This is a genomic window from Patescibacteria group bacterium, assembly GCA_028707065.1.
Taxonomy (GTDB): domain Bacteria; phylum Patescibacteriota; class Patescibacteriia; order Patescibacteriales; family WJLG01; genus JAQTUZ01.
Genome location: JAQTUZ010000004.1, coordinates 23,600 through 42,032, shown reverse-complemented (window position 1 = coordinate 42,032; position 18,433 = coordinate 23,600). Strand labels below are relative to the sequence as shown.

The following is an 18,433-nucleotide window of genomic DNA, read 5'->3' as shown; positions in this document are numbered from 1 at the left end:
AAAATGGTAAGAGGATGAAAAAACGCACCAAGCTGACTTCAACTTTACTCTTGGCTTATACTTCTCTCTCCTTTTTTAGGATGATTATTTAAGTCAATATTATTGGCAATGTTAGAAAAAAATTGTCAAAGATCGCGCCGAAATATAATTAATAATTTAGCTAAAAATAGTCAAAAAATTAAGTATATCTCTTTTGCCCACGATATTACCACAAAACGAAAAAGTAATCAATATAAAAACCGGCCGATTAATCAATCCGCCGGTTAAGCTGATTTCTAAAATTCTTGAAAGACGCGACTACGGCTGCAACGCTTCTTCGACGTTGCCGTCAACGGAAATTATCACCTCCTTGACGGTGGGAAACTGTTCCAGGGTTTGGGTGATTTGGGAACGGATGCCGGTGACACGGCAAGAACCGCCCAGCTGCTTTTGCATTTCGGCGTCAAAATCAACTTTAGCCGTGCCGTTCTCGATGGTGATCGAATTGATGCTTACTCCCGGGTTGATCGAAGAAAAATATCCCTGGATTTTTTCCGCGCTGTTAGTTCCCGACAGCAGTTGCTCCAAAGCGGTGCGGGCCACGGCCGGAGTTTTGGTGATCAAACGTTCAACCGGATAAACCAGGCTGCAATCGGTTGAGCCGCTGTCCAGCTGCGTATTGCCAAAATATATCTTGACGGGAATTTTTTGGACGTTACTGAAACGGATTGGAACGCCGAATTGTTTTTCATTCTGCGGCAACCCGCTCGGGTTATCATTGGCAAAAACCAGCATGCCGATCGTCGAAGTTCCCGGATCGAATTTCAGCTCGGCCTTAAACGGCACAAAGTCCGGACTCATCCAATCCGCTTGGGCGGTTGCCTGCCCTTGGGCGATCACCTGGCCGTTTTCGCCGATCAATTTGATCGGAAAAACAGCTTCAAAATACCAATTTCCCCTGGCCTCGCCGGCAATCGAGAGCGGGCTGGAAACGATCCCGTTCGAAGCGGGGGAACTGATGGTTATTTCCGCGGCCACATTATCGGCGGTCGGCAGATTAGGCGCGGTCGTCGTGCTGGTTTGGACCACACCGCCGGTTTCCTTTGACAAACAGATGCCAGTCGGAAGATTGGCCGGAACACCATGTTTGACCCAAGCGCCGTTCTGACAAAGCCAAGTATCCTCCGGCCCGGAAAGAAACCTGACAGTGCCTACCGCTAAAATTAAAATCAATAAAAAAGCTCCTCCGAAAATTAAAAAATGTTTCATAAAAAATATATTATTAGATTGCTAAATTGTTACATTGTCGCGCAACGAAAAAATATCCTTGCTGCTTAATATTGATTATATCATTTTTAAAACTCAAAGTCCCGAGATTGACAGAAGATTGAAGAAATCGTAATATTGAACGAAATGTTCTTTTAACAACCTCCACTAAACGAAAGGAGTTGGGCCATGATTATTTTATCGCGAAGTTTTCTGATTATCACCGTTTTGGCGGCGGCAATAGTTTTCGGTTCAGCCGCGCCGGAAAAAAACGGAATTTTGCTTGTCCCAACCGGCCCGGGTAAATATCACCTTTACTATGACGGCCACCAAGACATAATTACCGCGATCGATATTGATTCCGCGCTGATCAAAAAAGTATTATCGACCGGAAGCGTCGCTCTGTTCGACACGGTCTATGACCCGGCGGGATTTTGGGGTATTGATCTTGCCCGCGTCATCGCCAGAACTGACATTGTCCGGCAAGGACCCGGAGTCCAGCTTGAAGGGATGGATGGCGAGATAAAAATCTATCCCCGGCACGTCAAACCGGAAGAAAAAATTTTTCCCAATTACCAGGGGCGGATCGGTTTGATCTTTCTCGCCTTGCTGGTCTTGATAATTTTCTTGCGCGTCGCCAAATTGCTCCCACCCCAGATTTTGAACTATTCGAGTTTACTGATAATTTCCGCGGGTTTATTCGTCATGATCTACCTTATCTACCTTGGCTGGCTGGGATTCGGCCAGCCGGTTCTGGACATTCCCTGGCGAGGAGCGGCGATTGCCGCCGCCCTGGGATTAACAGCTACCGGCATTTTAATCTTCTGCTTATCGGGAAAAGGGGAACAATCCTGCGTCGATGCCAAAGTAAAGACCTTATTCTATAACTCTCTTTTCTGGTGGGGCGTAGTTGTGAGCTTTTTTGCCATCCTTTATTCTTCCCGGCTTAACGGATTCGTTTACCTTTTGGCGATCGGAGCCGCGATCATACTTTCCTTATTAGGGAAAGAAATCGGCCGGCGTAATGAAAAGAAAAAAAGAGAAATAGAGGCGATGGTTCTAGGACAGGAAAAACTTTAAATTACAAAAAGGACGGAAACAATTCCGCCCTTTTTTATTTTGAAAAAATTTAAGCAAAACGGAAAAGGATGATCAGAGAAAAAATCGCCAAAATTATAGCGCTAATTTCCCAAGGAGATATTCTTTCTTTAAAATAAAACATACTTATTAAAGTCAGCAAAATGACGCAACTAACCGCGTATAAAACTCCGAGCGTGGAAAGTTTTATTTTCCGCATGGTAAAAAACCAGCCGAAAGCGGTTAAGCCATAGATAATCGCGCCCAAAATCAGCGTTCGCCACCCGGAAAAAGCATTTTGCAGCGAGGCATGTTTTATCAAGGCATCGGCAAAAACCGTTATCACGCTCAACCCGATACCGATCAAAAACGCGCCCAAGATCGAATTCATAATTTATTTTATGTTTTATTCAATTATATTATACTGTTTAAAATACTTATGAGCACGCCGGACAAAAGGGCAGAATCCCCCGAGAGGAGATTCTGCCAAAACAAAAAAATCGAAAATCGTAAATCTGAAATCGCCCCCGCCCTCCCCGCAGAACCACCCCCAGAACCACCCCCAAACCCCTCCTTGAAAAGGAGGGGGGTCCTCCTTCGAAAGGAGGGGGGCTAGGCCCAGGTTACGCAGGCGACCTTGTCGCCCTCTTCCTTGAAGCGCATCACCCGGACGCCCTGGGTGTCGCGGCCGAGTTCGTTAACCTGCTTGAACGGCAGACGGATCACCTGGCCTTTTTCAGAAATAATAATGAGGTCGCGGTCAGCCATAGTTTCGGCATTGACTACGAAAGCGTTGGTTAATTTGCCGGTCTTGTCAGTGACATGCGCGGTGCGGATGCCTGAACCGCCGCGGCCCTGAACTTTATAGAGAGAAAGCGGCGAGCGCTTGCCAAAACCGTTGGCCATAATGCTGATCAATTGATATTTTTTCACTCTTTCTTTATCAGTGGAAATTACGCCCATGCCGACCATCACATCCTTGCCCTTGAGGCGGATGCCGCGGACGCCAGCGGCATTGCGGCCCATTTCTCTAACATCATCTTCGGCAAAACGGATCGACTGGCCTTCGGAAGTGATCAATTGGATATCGTCAGTGCCAGAAGTCGGCTTGGCCCAGATCAATTTATCTTCGCCTTTTATTTTAATGGCGATCAATCCGGAGCGGCGGACATTGGCAAAAGCTTCCAGCTTGACTTTTTTCACCAAGCCTTGCTCGGTGGCAAAGAATAAATATTCCGCGCCGACGATCTTGTCCAAAGGCAAAGTGGAAGTTATTTTTTCTTCGGACAATAATTGAAGGAAGTTAACGATCGGCGTGCCCTTGGCCGTTCTAGAGGCCACGGGAATCTCATAAGCCTTTAATTGGAAAACACGCCCCTTGGTAGTAAAAAATAGCAGATCAGTATGAGTCATGGTGGTGAACATGAATTCCACCGTATCTTCTTCCTTGGTCGATAAGCCGATCACGCCTTTGCCGCCGCGTTCCTGCTGTTTGAACGTATCAGGCGGCAGGCGCTTGATATAGCCATCGCGGGTCATCATCACGATCGCCTCTTCGTTCGGCACCAGATCTTCAATGCTAAAATCCTTAACGCCGCGGGCGACGACTTGGGTGCGGCGCTCATCGCCGTATTTATCAGCCAATTCTTTCAATTCCGTTTTGACGATGCTTAATATTTTAGTTTTTGATCTTAAGATCGCTTCCAATTCGGCGATCAATTTTTTCTTTTCTTTCAGTTCTTCCTCGACGCGCAATCTTTCCAGATTGGCCAATTGCTGGAGTTTCATTTCCAAAATGGCGATCGCCTGCCGTTCGGTCAGCTTGAATTTCTTGATCAGATTTATTTTCGCGTCATCCTTGTCGCGGGAAGCTTTGATCGTCTTGATGACGGCATCGATATTTTCCAAAGCGATCACCAAGCCTTCCAAAATATGGGCGCGATCCTTGGCTTTATCCAGATCATATTGCGTCCGGCGCCTGACCACCACTTCGCGATGCTTGATATATTCTTCCAAAATCGATTTCAAATTCAAAACCTTGGGCTGGATGCCGTCGACCAAGGCGAGCATATTGACATGAAAGGTTGATTGCAGGGCGGTCATCTTGAACAAGGCGTTCAAAACTTTTTTCGGATAAGCATCTTTCTTTAATTCAATCACGATGCGCACGCTTTTCTCGCGGTCGGATTCGTCGCGCAAATCGCGGATGCCATCGATCTTTTTCTCTGTCACTAACTCGGCGATCTTTTCCACTAAAGTCGCCTTATTAACCTGATAGGGTATTTCGGAAATGACGATCTGAAATTTGTCGCCTTTCATTTCTTCGATCTCGGCCACGCCGCGCATCACGATCCCGCCTTTGCCCGTCCCGTAAGCCGATTCGATATCTTTCTGATTATAAATAATTCCGCCGGTCGGGAAATCCGGGCCTTTGACGAATTGGCAGAGATCTTCGACTGTCGCATCCGGTTTTTCGATCAGATAAGCGATGGCGTCGGAAAGTTCGCGCAAATTATGCGGCGGGATTTCCGTGGACATGCCGACGGCGATGCCCATGGTGCCGTTCAATAAAAGATTGGGTAATTTGGATGGCAGAACGCTCGGCTCAAGATGCGAACCATCATAAGTCGGTATGAAATCAACAGTATTTTTATCAATATCAAAAAGCATCTCCTCGGAAATCGCCGAGAGCTTGGCTTCGGTATAACGCATGGCCGCGGCCGAATCGCCGTCCATCGAACCGAAGTTTCCCTGGCCTTTGACGAGCGGATAGCGCATGGAAAAATCCTGCGCCATGCGGACCATCGATTCATAAGCGGCGCTGTCGCCGTGCGGATGATATTTGCCCAAGACCTCGCCGACGACCGTAGCTGATTTTCTAAATTTACCGCCGGCGCGCAAGCCGATATCCCACATCGCGTATAAAATCTTGCGGTGCACCGGTTTCAAGCCGTCGCGGACGTCAGGCAAGGCGCGCGAAACAATTACGCTCATCGCGTAATCCAAATATGACCGGCTCATTTCTTCGACGATCGGCTGGGTTTGCACCAAGCCATACATGGTCCGTGATTGTCCCATGCCGGATTTAGGCTGCAGCCCGACCATCTCGCCCTTGTCCTCCGGCTTGTCCCCCATAGCCTTGGCGGAAACGGGATTTTCCAGCTTAGGCTGCTTCTTCTCCGCTTTATCGGCCGCAACTTCGCCAACAGGAATAGCTATGGATTTTTTATCCACTTTCTTTTCTTTCTCCTCTTTTCTCTCGACTTTATGCTTTTTTCCGCCCTTGTCCGCCGTAGCCTTGGCGGAGGCGGGCTTGTCCGCCGTAGTCCGCCCAGGGCGGACGGAAGATAATTTCGCGGGTTTCTTGTTTTTCGGCATATCCTAAATAATTAAAAAGTAAAAATCTATTTTTTAATCGTAGTGGTGGCCAGGGAGCTGGAGGCTGAAAATTGCGCCGCGTATTTTTGCAGCTCGGCAGAGTCGATATTCTTCAACTCAGTGATTTTTGCTCCCACCTGATTGAAAGCCTTTTTAAAATCCCGGCTTAACTGATTGATATTGGCCAGATCGTTTGGCTTCGGGGAAGCGCTCTTAAAAACCAAATTCAAATTCATCGCCCACAAAATAATAATCAGCAGCATGAAAAAAATAACTCCGGCCAAGAGCGCGTTATGCTTATCCCGCTCTTCTTTCGGCGAAGAAGCCGGCGGGGTTGATTTTTTTTCCTCCACTGACATAAATGATTGTTCTTTTATTTACTTTTTAAATGTAATACTAATGAATACGAATACATACTAATATGACGAATTCTTGCTAAAAACATATTCGAAATTAGTATGTATTCGTGGATTAGTATTACATTATCACATCCAAAACAACAAGCTCCATCCCCTCAACCGGCAGATCTTTCTTGGCGACTTTCAATTTTTCTTCCTTGCGGGGCTGGACTCCCAGTTCTTTGATGAATTTTTCCACTGCATCAAGATCGGCCTTGGCGCCGGATAATTTATAATGCATCGGAATGACGATCCGCGGTTCAAGCTGGCCGATAACTTCCACGGCCGCTTTGGCATCCAACGTAACTTTTCCGCCGACCGGAATAAACAAAATATCGACGTCGTCCAACTGTTCCAATTGTTCATCGGTTAATATATGGCCGAGGTCGCCCAAGTGCACGATGGTCAAATCATCCATCTCAATCCGATAAACAATATTCTCGCCGCGCTCGGCGCCGCCCTTGGCATCATGCCAGGTTTTAATGCCCTGCACCATGACGTTTTTAATATCATATTCTCCGGGCGTGTCGATGATAAAAGGATTGCCGCGCAAAGCCGCGGCATTATTATGATTGTGATGCTGATGGCTCACGGTTACGATATCAGCTTCAAAATTCGGGACTTTTAAACCCAGCTCTTTATCAAACGGATCGGTGACCAAGGTCACGCCTTCCGGTCCGAGCTTGTCCTGAAGTTTGAAACACGATTGTCCTAAATAACTTATCATCATAATATTATTTTAAATGTAATACTAATAAATACGAATACATACTAATATAACGAATGCTTGTTGAAAAAATATTCGTCAGATTAGTATGTATTCGTGGATTAGTATTACATCCCAAAATTTATTAGTAAAATCAACCTAAAAATTGAAAAATAGGCACCCATTTTGCCTATAATAAGTATAGCAAATCGGCCATTAGTGTCAATCAGCTCTTATTGACAATTTATATAAAATATGCTATTATAAAAGTACGAGAATGAACATTAAAAACAACCTAAATAACCCATATAAACCATTTTTACAGGAGGCTTTATGTTCCGGATTTGCCTGCTTTCGCTGCTGGTTTCAGTTGTATCAATTGTGTCGGCCGAGGAAAGTGCATTTTCCATGTCAGATTCGAAGATGTATTTTTACGGATTCAAAGCTTATTACAGCTTCATTCAACTTAAAGGCCAGATTGGAATCCGGGCCGAAATCCAGGGGACAAAATTCTACAGCGACAGTGTAAAAGTCGCCGTCGATTACGAGGGCGTAACCGTCAAAGTCAGAACGATTGCAAAAATCGAAGGGGATAAATATCCGACAACGGTTATTTTCTTCTCCCTGACCGGACTATTGAGAAACTGGTCGCAACTGCAGAAGGACGCAAGTTTTTCCGAACAGATATTTTCCAAAGAGGATATCAATGATCTTCTCGCGAACGGGAAAAACTGGCGGCTGGAAAGCTAAGCCCACTCTCGGTAACAAAGGCGGCTAACCAGTCGCCTTTAATCTTTAAACAATCTCTCAAGGAGGACCCATGTTCAAACTGTTAGCAGGCATCGTCTTTGCCGCCTGCGCCATCGCCAATGCGAATAACACAATTTATCTCTCTCCGAAGAAAGCTCTCCCCTTTAACAACGATTCAATTATGTGGATCGTTTCGCTGGACACGATACCGAAGGCGTTCCAGAACGGCGAACTGTTGGTGGACATCGCCAACGGGACCAAGGTCATCACTATCCATGACACAACTTTCCGCCTGCTGGCCAGCGCCACCGGCGGGACAGACGTAATTATCGATCTTTATCGATTAGTGGCCGAATATTCCAATGAAGCCAGCAAAAGACTGGGAACCCAGAATAACGGAAAAATCACACCCGCCGAGGCCGCAAATTTTAAAAAGACGGCTTCAAATTGGCGGCTGCACCTTCCGAAGAAGAAATAAACAACATCAAATGAGCAAATAAAAGGCGACTCAATAGAGCCGCCTTTTTTACAGCGAATGCTACGAATTTAGATAATCCGAATTATATTTTTCATGGGCTTGATTTTTTTTAAAAAATGTGAAAAGATGGCGGGAAGGATTTTTGAAGCTCTTTACATTACGGAAAGAAGGGTATTATGAAATTATTCCTCTTTTGCTGGCTCTTTTGCTGGCCGCTCGCTGTTGTTGCGGCCGAATCAGCCGGCTGTGAACCGGCCGAGCAACTGATCGGCGATGCCATCTGTTTTTCGATCAAGTCCGCTACTTTTTACGGGAACGGAAAATTCACGGAGATCAAACTGCCCTATTTTTATGATTCCAGCTTTCATTACAAGAATATCGAGGTGGCTATCAGCCTTCCCAACGGCCAGAAAATGATTTTCACGGACAGCCTGTTCTTGCTCTCCGCCATCAACGACAGCTGTTTAGGCACGCTGCTGGAATTCAATTTGATGGAATTGGAGGCCACGGAATTGGATAATCAAAAATTCATTCCGCCCCGCAAGGTAACCAGGGATGATATCGACTTCCTGATCAACCATCCCCGAAGCTACTGGCGATTGGCGCCAAAACAACGATAAACCAAAAAGGCGACTCGCTCGAGCCGCCTTTTTTATTTGCAAAATATTTATAACTATCAAGGATTGGGAGCCGCGGTAACCTCCAGATTTTCATCGGGCGGCAGCCAAGCCTCATTAACCGGCGCGTTCTTTTCCATCCACTTGATCATCTCATCGTTCATCGCCACTCCGCCGCGCGGCTGGACTTCGGTCAGGGCCTGAAAAGTTTTTTCAGCCAATTCAGGCGGGATATTTTCCGGATAAAGCCCGGTCAAGATTATCGCGCCATTTTTTTTGCCTGCCAAAATTTCCAGGACTTCGGGAGAAATAGAGGTGACCTTCCGCAAATCAAGATTCTTGCCCTGATGAGCGATCATCCGCTTGGCCGCCGCGACATCATCAAATGAGCCTGTTATTTTTGCGGGGTGCTGCCAATCAATCGTAGGCTCGATCGCGCCTACCGCGCTCGGCGCCAAAGGCTCGGCTTCCTCATGACCGGACACGTCGGTCTCATGCGGAGCCGGCGCATTTTGATAGCCCAAACTTGGCCGGTGAAACTCCGGAGCCTCGGGCGCAGGGCCGGCAGCCGCGACCGCCATTTCATCCGACATATCCGGAGCCGGAATTTTTATTTCCAAACGCTCCGCTTCATCGGCAGTCAGTCCAACCAGAGGGGATTTATCGGGCGGCAAATATTCCTCGGCCGTTACCATTCCGCTGCCCATTCCGGCGCCTTTTTCAATATTTATCGCCAGCGGCCCCTGGGCATGAAAAACATTCATTATTTCGTTGTTGGGCATTTTTATATTCCAATCGCCGCTCGGATCAAAAAACAAAGTTCCGTTGGTCAGATTTTTAACCGAGCTGCGCAGCCGCTCAAACTCATCGTAAAACTTCTGCTTTTCTATTTGTCCCAGAGTTCCATCGTTAAGATGACGGGCTCTTTCCGACATTTTGGCCAGCTCATCGCTTATCGCCTTACTTTCAAAAAAATTCTCGGCATTATGCTGACTTTCCTCCGGCGTCCATTCTCTTCCCGCTCCGCCGCCAAAATGTTTTAAATTTTCGCCCGGCTCGGCCAAAGTTTTTCCCAAATTATGAACGGCGGCTGCCGGAGTTTCTTCGTTGCCAAAAAAATTATTCCAGGGAATTTTTTCCAAATCGGCCTTGGTTAATTTAGTGAAGTCGACATCAGTCGGCAGGCCGAAAGCCGCCGGATTGCCGGTGATCCGATTGGCTAAAATATTGATTGATTCATTTTTAGCCGCTTCGCTCAAGCCGTCAAAATCCTTCCCATACCGCGCCGCTAGCTGCTGTTTCAATTCATTCCAAATGCTATTGCCTCCCTGATACTGAATTTCCGGAATCGGCTCAACGGCCGCCGGCGCTCCTTCCGGCGTTACCATCGAAGGTAGTTTTCCCGCCGCCGAATCGGCCGGAGCAGACGAAAATTGATGGCTGGCTTCGGCGCCAAGGGCCGCTCCGGGAAGATGCGGCATTGAATTTACCAGATTGGGCATCAACTTTAAGTATCGTTCGGCATTATGGATAAAATTATGGCCAATGTCCGAAAAATTAACTTTACCTTCAAAAGCATTGATGACTTTTTCCAAATCCCCGTGATAGGCATGGCCGCCCGTACCCATGCCAAAGGCGATGCCGGCAAAACGGGCGATCGACCCGAAGGACTTGATGGCGGCAATGGATTTTTCTTTTTTATTCCGTCCGGTTTGAAGCGTAATGCCGTTATAAGTTTCTTTTAGACCGCGGATAAAGACTTGTTCGAGGCTGACATATTCGGCTTTGGCTTCCGTGCCCTTTCTGTTCGCCTCGCCTTGGGCCTGATGACGCATCTCTTCCCGTTTCTCAAAAAAAGCCAAGCCGCCATAAGTGACGCCGCGCAGGGAAATCGCGCCGGTAGCCATACAAGCGGTGTTGAGCGCCTCGCGAGCCGCCTGAATGCCGGAAACCTTAGTATTGGTATAATTATCCAGAATATTTTCCAACTCTTTGCGCCTTTCTTCCTTGGTCTGTTGTTCCTTGTTGCGATTAGCCTTAAGGAGTTCAGCTAACATCTTTCTTTGCTCGGAACCTTTGGTCGTGCCCTCTTTGGTCTTGGCCAGGCGCTTGTTCAGATCATCGATCGCCTGATCAACCGCGCTTTTTTCAGTTGACCCTTCTTTTTTCGCCGGCTTTTCACCGCGCCTTTTTTCTTTGGACGCTTTGTTGGCAGCGACCAATTCCTCGACCGAATCGGCTAAATTTTTGCCGTGGCCGATGCCGAAAATATTGCCGCGCACGGCATAGCGCTGGGTAAAATAAGCCGGCACGTCATAAAAAGATTTGACGCCCAAAATCGAAGCAACCGAAGCAGCCCCGGTCTTAAAAATCTGGGTAGCGATCGGATGGTCAGCCAGGAGATTCTTGAATTTTTTATGAAAACTTTCGTTCTTATTTTTCCTTTCTCCGCCAAAAATTTTTTCCTCCACCTCGCGCCCGAAAGCTTCAGCCTTGCTCGGGCCGAAACGGCGCAAATTATCCAATTCTTCCCGCGGAAGATTGTTCGGATTGTCCCTTTGCCGGGGCTCCGCCCCCGCTGGTTCTGGCGCGCCTTTTTCATCCGGCGGTGAAACCCGCGGAGCATCGGGATCATATTCCCGGCGCGACTTTATTATTTTTCGCTTGCCATTCTCCACTTTAAATATTTTTCCCCTTTCACGAGCGCGTTCATCGGCGACGGGAAAATCTTTTTCTTTTCTTTCCGGCCGGCGGCCAAATCCCGGCGCCTCGATCTTCATCAATCTTCTGATTAATTCGGGCGGCATCTTTTCCGGAAGCTTCGCCGTCTGCTCCGGAGTCATCTCCCTCAAAATCCGAGCGGCTTCCACCCGATCGTGAATGTCTTCACTTTTAGTCAGTTCATCCAAACGCCTGATAATGCCGTCAACCGGATCATATTCCCGGCGCGACTTTTTTGCTCCGCTATCGCCGACCAATTTGTTAGAAGCTTTATATTCTTCAATTGCCGGATCATAAGGTTCTTTTTCTATTCTTTCCGGCCGGCGGCCGAACGGCGAAACCGGATGCTTGGCCAAATACCGCTCGCCGACTTCCCAATTGCTCATACCGGCATCGGGAGCGGCCATTTTTTTATCTAACTCTTCGATTTCCTTGTCCATCCCGGCAACCAGTTCAGCCGGGCTCTTTCCCGCGGCCGGTTCAGGCTTGGCGGCTTTAACCGCTTCGGGCGGAAAAACAATTTTTGATTTTTCACTGATTAATTTTTCTTTCCCGGAGCGGGTCTCGCCATTGGCTGAAGCGAAAAAATCGGAAGCGATTTGTCTGATCTTGCGGGATAAGCCGTGAGTTTCGGGAATTGATTTAACAAAATCAGGGGAAAGAGTTTGAAAATTTTTTCCCTTCGCCAAAGATTCCTTAACGACCGCTTCGGTCTGATTAAGCGCCGCGAGAACCTGCTTTTTATAGGATAATTGTGATGTGCCAATAACCTCGCGCAAATCGGCAAAACTGCGGCTGCCCATGATCCGCTCGTCCAGAGTTTTCATTTCCGCGTCCGGCTCTTTTTCCAAAAGCTTAGTCACGGCTTGGCGCAAATTTCCCGTCTGCGTAACCATTTCCAAACCGACTTTCTTGCTTTTTACATCTTCAATTATCTTTTGCAATCTGTCAGGAGAATATTCCCGGCTGGATCCCCTCACCGGACCGTTATAATTAATCAATTTATACAAATCAGAAAAATTTTCCGCTTGCGAAAAATCTATTTTTCCCTTTTCATTCAATCTTTCCAATTCTTCCACCGGACCGCTCTTTCTGAAAGTTCTTCCCGGATTATTCGCATCGGGCTTCAAAAGATAAGCAATGCCGTTTTCAACTCGGGAAACTTCCCAGCCCCCGTCAATTTCGCCGTCGGTTCTTTTGACAAAAACGCTTTTCCCGACTGCCGGCATCCAGGCTTCTTCTTTTTTTGACGCCAAGTCGGCGTCAAGCCTTTCTTTGTTCGGCAAAGACTCGACTTCCTTGACCAGATTATCGATCTTTCGCGACAAATCTTTTCCCTGGGGCAAGTCGCCTCTTTTTTTCTCAACGCTGGGAAGCGATTCGATTTTCTCAACTGCCGCTCCGATTTCTGCTTCAATATTTGGCATATTTATATTCGGCCGATGGCGGCGGCTAAACTTTTAGCCAGCGCTTCGTCCTCGGCTTGATATTTTTTTACTAAAGCTTCGATTTCCTCGGTTAATTTTTTCTCCGCGTCTTCGGTTTGCTCGTCCAGATATTTCGCTTCAAAGATATCCAAAAGTTTGTTTTGCTGTTCTTCGGTCATCTCCTCGGTCAAAACCGCCAATTCGTCTTTAACCTCATCGGGTAAAGTCGATGCGGCTACTAAAAATCCAAGCTTGCGCCCGCGGATCATGGCCGCCGCTTCCGGCTCGGAAAGCCCCGCTTCAGTTATATCATCTTTTGTATTCATATAATTTAAAATATTTTTAAAGAGGTCGAAAAAATAGTTATTCTTTATAAAATAGCACTTTTTTGATTATCTGTCAACAATTCCCCAAAACTTATCAATTGGCCTTTTAGCGGGAAAAAAACATCCCATCATCCTCGATGTCTGCTACGGATTTTTTGTCTTTTCTTAAATCGATTATTTTTTCAGCTTTCGGCGCAGATGATTTTTTCTCCTCGGACTCGGCCGGGACTTCAAAATCCACCTCCGCTGCGTCTGACGCAGCTTCGGCGGACAAGTCCGGCTCGTCAACCTCTTCTTTGGTTTCTTCTTTCTCTTCTGGCGCAGCTTCTTCATCCTCCGAAGCTTTAGCGAAGGAGGATTCTTCCGATTCATCATCCTCATCTTCTACTTCTTCCTCCTCACCGGCAAAAACTGTCGCGTCATCGTCCGGCGCTTCGCCCAGGCTATTATCTTCACCCAAGAAATTTTCCGGCATTTTGGTTTTGGCGCGATCGTGCAACCCGACTCCGGCGGTCGGCTGATCTTCCATTTCTTCAAATTGCGATTGGCTGATCATAATCTCCCGCGGTTTGGCGCCATTGGACGGACCGACGATCCCGGCTTCTTCCAACTCATCCAGCAATCTGGCCGCACGGGCATAACCGACTGAAAGGCGGCGCTGCAGCATCGAAGCCGAGGCCTTGCCCGATCTGATGATCAACTCCCGAGCTTCGGCCAATAATTCATCTTCATCGCCGGTCTGGCCGTCGATGCCGACCGAAGCGATGCCGTGCACGGCTTGCTTTTCCGTCACGCCTTCGACATATTCAAAATCACCGCCCTTGTCTTTGATATAATCGACGATCCGTTTGATTTCATTATCAGAAACATAGGCGCCCTGCAATCTTTTCGGTTTGGAAATTTCCGGAGTCTGGAAGAGCATATCGCCCTTGCCCAAAAGTTTTTCCGCGCCCATGCCGTCCAAGATCGTTTTGGAATCAATGCTGGAAGCGACCGAGAAAGCGATGCGGGCGGGCATATTGGCCTTGATCAAACCGGTGATCACGTCAACGCTCGGCCGCTGCGTGGCGAGCACCAGATGAATGCCGACCGCGCGGGCCATCTGCGCCAGGCGGATCACGCTCGCCTCAATGTCGCGGCCGGCCGCCACCATCAGATCAGCCAACTCATCGACAATAAAAACGATATAGGGCATTTTTTCTCGGGCGGTCGCGTTATAAGCCTGGATATTTCTCTTTTTAAAATTTTGCAAAACCTCGAAACGGCGGTCCATTTCATTCAAACACCAGCGCAAAGCATTGATCGTTTTCGGCACATTGGTAATGACCGGGGTCAACAGATGCGGGATGCCGTCATAGACGGTAAGTTCGACGCGCTTGGGATCAACCATGATAAAACGCAGATCTTCCGGATTGTTTTGATACAAAAGCGAAACCACGATCGAATTCAAGCAGACGGATTTTCCCGAGTTGGTGGCGCCGGCGACGAGCAAATGCGGCATGCGGTTGATGTCATAGCACCAAGCCGCTCCGGCCACGTCCTTGCCTATCGCAATCGTCAAATTATTTTTTCTCGCTTTGAATTCGCTGGATTCCAAAATTTCTTTCAAGCCGACGATCGCTTTGGTCTTATTGGGAACTTCCACTCCAACTAGCGGCTTGCCCGGGATCGGCGCCTCGATCCTGATCGGATGCGCCGATAAAGCCAAGGCCAAGTCATTGCTTAAAGTGGTGATCTTAGAAAGCTTGACCCCCTCGGCCGGCCGGAAAGTATATTGGGTGATGGTCGGGCCGATCTGCGTTTCGCCCATGCCCACCGGAATGCCGAAATTTTCCAGCGTGCGCTGGATGATCAAAGAATTATTCTTGATATCGCCGGAAGTCGGCTTGCTATTATTACTGTCTAACAATTCGATCGGCAGATCAATCTTGACGCGATTGGTTTTCCAAATTTCCCTTTCGGTCATCCGGCGAACCGGCTGTTCCTCTTTGTCGGCTAATTCATCATCGGCTTCTTCTTCGTTTTTTTCTTCCACCGTCTCCTCGGCTCCAGCCTCCCCTTCTTCTTCGACAATGCTTTTTTTGGTAAACAAGCTTTCTTGGGCCTTTTCTTCTTTCTCGGTTTCCTCCTCTTCTTCAATTTCTTCTTCCCGATCCTCGCCGCCGAACAAGCGGCCGAACAAGGCGCGGAACGGATGAGCGGTTTTGGCAAAAATGCTTTCCCCGCCGATCAATTTCAAAAGCGACGTGTTAAAGATCAGCAAGCCGGCGACGATCATCAAAGCGACCAGCACGACCAGCCCGCCCCAGAATCCCAAAATCTTAATAAATGACGAAGCGAGAAATAAGCCGACATAACCGCCGCCGATGCCGGTCTTGATCGAATCATTCCATTCGCTTAAGGGAATAAAAATTTGCAGAAAAGCCTGCAAGGTGATAAAAGCCAAAAAAATTCCCAAAATTCCCGCGCCGCGGAAGTAGCGGCGGTCCTTCTTATATAAGAGGAAGCTCCACCAAATCAGCAAGAGCGGAAAAAGCCATTTGCCCCAGCCGAAAGCCAGCTCCTCGCCCCGGGCCAGATATTTGCCCACCGCGCCGGCCAGATCGAACAAGCCCAACAGGCAAAGCACGGCCACGAGCAGAATCAACAGGATAAAAAGGCTGGTTTTGGTTTCGGCGCTGATCTCCACATCGGGAATCTCCAGATAATCAAGCGGATTTTTGAATTTTTTGCGGCGAGCCATAGAAAAAGTAAGAAGTAAAAAGTAATAAGTAAAAAATTTTATATTCAAAATTGGGGATAGTTTATCCCCCTTGTTATCTTTATGATATCACAGAAAAAACATTAAAAAAAGGTGATTTTTGACTACGCCAGAATCATCCGATAAAAGACGGTAACAAAAATAAAAGGTGACGCGCGTAGGCATTGCCAATATTATACTATTGACAAAAAACTAATATTATCCTATATTAAAATGATTTTAAAATGTTCATTAAAAATGGGTTATATCCATCGTTTATCAGCAGAATAACTGAAACCTTAAACAGACGAGGGACTTATGTTTTATTCATTACGAACTATCGTTGTTGTCGCCCTGCTCGGCGCTATGAGCAGCCCGGTCCTTGGTCAGGAAAACACTCCCTTACAAGACCTTGCCCAAGAAATCAGCAATATCTTTAACAGTAAAAAAAATAATAACCCCGGTTATTATTTAAAATGGTATTTCGTCAAAGTTAAAAGTTTTCCCGGCTGCGGAGAAAATCGCAGCTATCAGAAGTCCACTGCTAACTTTGAGAAAGCGAAAGACTTTTCTTCTGCGGTCGATATCTTGTATGTTACTGACAGGGTAGTGGCGGAAGCACATGTTCACGTTATTGCTTATTTGCAGAGAATTTCTAACGGGAGAATTGTTTCTCGAAACCTTTGGCAGGTTAGATATCGGTATAATCCCGATATCTCCGCCTGGGAATTTGTAAGCGTCGATCAATATGTCCAGTGCATGACAAACAAGAACGATTCCTTTTACACTTACTCTTGCCCAAACGGAGGATTAAACCTGTTCTCCTGGACAAAAATGATAGGCCTGGTCCTCAAGGGCGACGTAGCATTCCACCTTCTTGGCAAGTAAATAAAAATGTTATTCAATCAATCCCCATTCGTTTTAATGAATGGGGATTTTTTTACTCCGGCTAAATCTTCGTGCCTGCAGCGCCGGTTAGGTCACATTTAACTTTTCTTTCTTTTGTGCTAAATTAATGCAATAAGCTATGAAAATATTAATTTTAGGAGCCAAAGGAAATTTGGGGGCGCAATTAGCCGCTGTCTTCGCTGAAGCGAATGAAGCGGAAGTGATCAGTTGGGATAAAGAAGATATTGATATCGCCGATGGCGAAAGCTTGATTGAAAAAATTATCGGCCTCGAGCCGCAGTTCATCATCAATGCCGCCGCTTACAATGCCGTGGACAAATGCGAAGCCGACGATAATGAATTTGCGCTGGCTAAAAAAATCAACGGCGAGGCGGTCGGCTTTTTAACGCAAGCCGCGGCCAAGATCAACGCCACGATCGTCCATTATTCGACCGATTATGTTTTTGACGGCGTAAATCGAGACGGTTATGACGAGGCCGCCCTTCCCGCTCCGATCAATAATTACGGAATCAGTAAATTATTGGGCGAAGAGGAGCTCATGACAAGTTCAGACGGACCGCGCCATTATTTGATCAGAACTTCCAAGCTTTTCGGCCCGCAGGGGCCGTCTGTTTCGGCCAAGCCCAGCTTTTTTGATCTGATGCTCAAAGCGGCCGAAAAAAATGACAGGGTTAAAGCGGTTGATGAAGAAAAAAGCTGTTTCACTTATACGCCTGATTTGGCGAAAGCGACGAAAAAATTATTGGAAGAAAAAAAACCTTTTGGCATCTACCATATTATTAACAGCAATCCGGCCACCTGGTATGAAGCTTGCCTCGAACTCTTTAAGATTGCCGGCGTTGAAAAAAAAGTCATGCCGGTTACCGGCAATGAATTTCCCCGGCCGGCCCGGCGCCCGGCTCAATCCGTTCTCCTCAACACCAAACTGCCGCCGCTACGAAGCTATCAGGAAGCTTTAAAAGAATATATCAAAAAAATCGTCTCTTAAGACGATTTTTGTATTTTGTCATCCTGAGCGCCGCGCGAAGGATCTATTATCGCAATACGCCGATACACGAGATATAAATTTTGAGCAATTGCCTTAATCACCAACGATTATCATAAAAAATTTTTCAACTATATCCCAATCTAATTCAAAATAGATCCTTCGCCAGAGGCTCAGGATGACAAAAGAAGTTCAAAATAACATTTTATTCAATCTTGTAAGGCGAGTTTGGATCTTTTTCCCAGCGGATCTCGTCAACTTCTTCTTTTTTCCCCTCGCCGCCGTACAATTTGTCCGGAAAATTCAAACACCAGGCGGGTTGCTTGGAAATACATTGGTAGCCGTGCACCACTCCCGGCGGAATGATAACCAAAGATGGATTGTCTTCACCGACCACGACTTTCAAATATTCGCCGGCCGTCGCTGATCCGGGGCGGCGGTCCCAAAGATGCAAGGCAAACGCGCCCGGACCGAGAAAAACGAAACAATCGGCCTGTTGCACGTGTTCATGCGGGCCGCGGATCACGCCGGGCTTGGTTAAGCTCACATAACACATCGCTTCCTGAAAATTCGTTTCATCATGGCGAAAAACTTCGGCCAGCCAGCCGCGCTCGTCGATATTTTTTTTCACTTCTTTGATAACTACGCCGTTGATCATATGTTTTTATCTTTATAC

15 protein-coding genes are annotated in these 18,433 nt (G+C 47.1%); 6 read left to right on the top strand and 9 right to left on the bottom strand.

Annotated elements, in window-relative coordinates; all coding sequences use genetic code 11:
* Positions 1-297: 297 nt before the first annotated feature.
* Positions 298-1,248, bottom strand: a complete 951-nt coding sequence (locus tag PHE24_02415; GenBank protein MDD4901967.1) for a GerMN domain-containing protein — start codon at positions 1,246-1,248, stop codon at positions 298-300.
* Positions 1,249-1,434: 186 nt separating this feature from the next.
* On the opposite strand from PHE24_02415, the gene PHE24_02410 reads away from it, so the two are divergent.
* On the top strand, positions 1,435-2,325 hold the full coding sequence (locus tag PHE24_02410) for a hypothetical protein (GenBank protein ID MDD4901966.1): 891 nt from the start codon (positions 1,435-1,437) through the stop codon (positions 2,323-2,325).
* Positions 2,326-2,374: 49 nt separating this feature from the next.
* On the opposite strand, the gene PHE24_02405 is transcribed toward PHE24_02410, so the two are convergent.
* From PHE24_02405 to PHE24_02390, 4 genes are all read right to left on the bottom strand, one after another.
* A complete protein-coding gene (locus PHE24_02405; GenBank protein ID MDD4901965.1) occupies positions 2,375-2,713 on the bottom strand; it encodes a transporter in 339 nt (112 codons plus the stop codon).
* A gap of 221 nt (positions 2,714-2,934) precedes the next feature.
* A complete protein-coding gene (gyrA, locus tag PHE24_02400; GenBank protein ID MDD4901964.1) occupies positions 2,935-5,700 on the bottom strand; it encodes a DNA gyrase subunit A in 2,766 nt (921 codons plus the stop codon).
* Between the two features lie 26 nt (positions 5,701-5,726).
* Positions 5,727-6,059 carry a hypothetical protein gene (locus PHE24_02395; GenBank protein ID MDD4901963.1) on the bottom strand — a complete coding sequence of 111 codons (333 nt, stop codon included), beginning with the start codon at positions 6,057-6,059 and terminating at the stop codon, positions 5,727-5,729.
* 118 nt (positions 6,060-6,177) lie between these two features.
* Complete coding sequence (locus PHE24_02390; GenBank protein MDD4901962.1) at positions 6,178-6,828, bottom strand: MBL fold metallo-hydrolase; 651 nt, start codon at positions 6,826-6,828, stop codon at positions 6,178-6,180.
* A 309-nt stretch (positions 6,829-7,137) separates the two neighbouring features.
* Between PHE24_02390 and PHE24_02385 the strand changes: the two genes are divergently transcribed.
* From PHE24_02385 to PHE24_02375, 3 genes are all read left to right on the top strand, one after another.
* Positions 7,138-7,554: a hypothetical protein gene (locus PHE24_02385; GenBank protein ID MDD4901961.1), complete on the top strand. Its 417-nt coding sequence runs from the start codon at positions 7,138-7,140 to the stop codon at positions 7,552-7,554.
* 70 nt (positions 7,555-7,624) lie between these two features.
* On the top strand, positions 7,625-8,032 hold the full coding sequence (locus PHE24_02380) for a hypothetical protein (GenBank protein ID MDD4901960.1): 408 nt from the start codon (positions 7,625-7,627) through the stop codon (positions 8,030-8,032).
* Positions 8,033-8,208: 176 nt separating this feature from the next.
* Complete coding sequence (locus PHE24_02375) at positions 8,209-8,652, top strand: hypothetical protein (GenBank protein MDD4901959.1); 444 nt, start codon at positions 8,209-8,211, stop codon at positions 8,650-8,652.
* A 56-nt stretch (positions 8,653-8,708) separates the two neighbouring features.
* Here the strand turns inward: PHE24_02375 and PHE24_02370 are convergent, their stop codons facing one another.
* The 3 genes from PHE24_02370 to PHE24_02360 all read right to left on the bottom strand — a co-directional run bounded on the left by PHE24_02370 (position 8,709) and on the right by PHE24_02360 (position 15,866).
* Complete coding sequence (locus tag PHE24_02370; protein MDD4901958.1) at positions 8,709-12,797, bottom strand: hypothetical protein; 4,089 nt, start codon at positions 12,795-12,797, stop codon at positions 8,709-8,711.
* Positions 12,798-12,799: 2 nt separating this feature from the next.
* Positions 12,800-13,123, bottom strand: a complete 324-nt coding sequence (locus PHE24_02365) for a hypothetical protein (protein ID MDD4901957.1) — start codon at positions 13,121-13,123, stop codon at positions 12,800-12,802.
* Between the two features lie 106 nt (positions 13,124-13,229).
* A complete protein-coding gene (locus tag PHE24_02360; GenBank protein MDD4901956.1) occupies positions 13,230-15,866 on the bottom strand; it encodes a DNA translocase FtsK 4TM domain-containing protein in 2,637 nt (878 codons plus the stop codon).
* 315 nt (positions 15,867-16,181) lie between these two features.
* Between PHE24_02360 and PHE24_02355 the strand changes: the two genes are divergently transcribed.
* Both PHE24_02355 and rfbD read left to right on the top strand, forming a co-directional pair.
* The gene (locus tag PHE24_02355) at positions 16,182-16,751 is read left to right on the top strand and encodes a hypothetical protein (protein ID MDD4901955.1); all 570 of its coding nucleotides are present in this window, start codon (positions 16,182-16,184) and stop codon (positions 16,749-16,751) included.
* Positions 16,752-16,890: 139 nt separating this feature from the next.
* Positions 16,891-17,760, top strand: a complete 870-nt coding sequence (gene rfbD, locus PHE24_02350) for a dTDP-4-dehydrorhamnose reductase (GenBank protein MDD4901954.1) — start codon at positions 16,891-16,893, stop codon at positions 17,758-17,760.
* Positions 17,761-17,962: 202 nt separating this feature from the next.
* Here the strand turns inward: rfbD and PHE24_02345 are convergent, their stop codons facing one another.
* Complete coding sequence (locus tag PHE24_02345) at positions 17,963-18,415, bottom strand: dTDP-4-dehydrorhamnose 3,5-epimerase family protein (GenBank protein MDD4901953.1); 453 nt, start codon at positions 18,413-18,415, stop codon at positions 17,963-17,965.
* Between the last annotated feature and the right edge of the window lie 18 nt (positions 18,416-18,433).

Excerpts from the sequence above, each read along its gene's own strand:
- gyrA (MDD4901964.1), bottom strand. The coding sequence starts at position 5,700 with ATGCCGAAAAACAAGAAACCCGCGAAATTATCTTCCGTCCGCCCTGGG.
- PHE24_02360 (MDD4901956.1), bottom strand. The coding sequence starts at position 15,866 with ATGGCTCGCCGCAAAAAATTCAAAAATCCGCTTGATTATCTGGAGATT.
- PHE24_02365 (MDD4901957.1), bottom strand. The coding sequence starts at position 13,123 with ATGAATACAAAAGATGATATAACTGAAGCGGGGCTTTCCGAGCCGGAA.
- PHE24_02385 (MDD4901961.1), top strand. The coding sequence starts at position 7,138 with ATGTTCCGGATTTGCCTGCTTTCGCTGCTGGTTTCAGTTGTATCAATT.
- PHE24_02355 (MDD4901955.1), top strand. The coding sequence starts at position 16,182 with ATGTTTTATTCATTACGAACTATCGTTGTTGTCGCCCTGCTCGGCGCT.
- PHE24_02395 (MDD4901963.1), bottom strand. The coding sequence starts at position 6,059 with ATGTCAGTGGAGGAAAAAAAATCAACCCCGCCGGCTTCTTCGCCGAAA.
- PHE24_02405 (MDD4901965.1), bottom strand. The coding sequence starts at position 2,713 with ATGAATTCGATCTTGGGCGCGTTTTTGATCGGTATCGGGTTGAGCGTG.
- PHE24_02370 (MDD4901958.1), bottom strand. The coding sequence starts at position 12,797 with ATGCCAAATATTGAAGCAGAAATCGGAGCGGCAGTTGAGAAAATCGAA.
- PHE24_02390 (MDD4901962.1), bottom strand. The coding sequence starts at position 6,828 with ATGATGATAAGTTATTTAGGACAATCGTGTTTCAAACTTCAGGACAAG.
- PHE24_02375 (MDD4901959.1), top strand. The coding sequence starts at position 8,209 with ATGAAATTATTCCTCTTTTGCTGGCTCTTTTGCTGGCCGCTCGCTGTT.
- PHE24_02415 (MDD4901967.1), bottom strand. The coding sequence starts at position 1,248 with ATGAAACATTTTTTAATTTTCGGAGGAGCTTTTTTATTGATTTTAATT.
- PHE24_02380 (MDD4901960.1), top strand. The coding sequence starts at position 7,625 with ATGTTCAAACTGTTAGCAGGCATCGTCTTTGCCGCCTGCGCCATCGCC.
- PHE24_02345 (MDD4901953.1), bottom strand. The coding sequence starts at position 18,415 with ATGATCAACGGCGTAGTTATCAAAGAAGTGAAAAAAAATATCGACGAG.
- rfbD (MDD4901954.1), top strand. The coding sequence starts at position 16,891 with ATGAAAATATTAATTTTAGGAGCCAAAGGAAATTTGGGGGCGCAATTA.
- PHE24_02410 (MDD4901966.1), top strand. The coding sequence starts at position 1,435 with ATGATTATTTTATCGCGAAGTTTTCTGATTATCACCGTTTTGGCGGCG.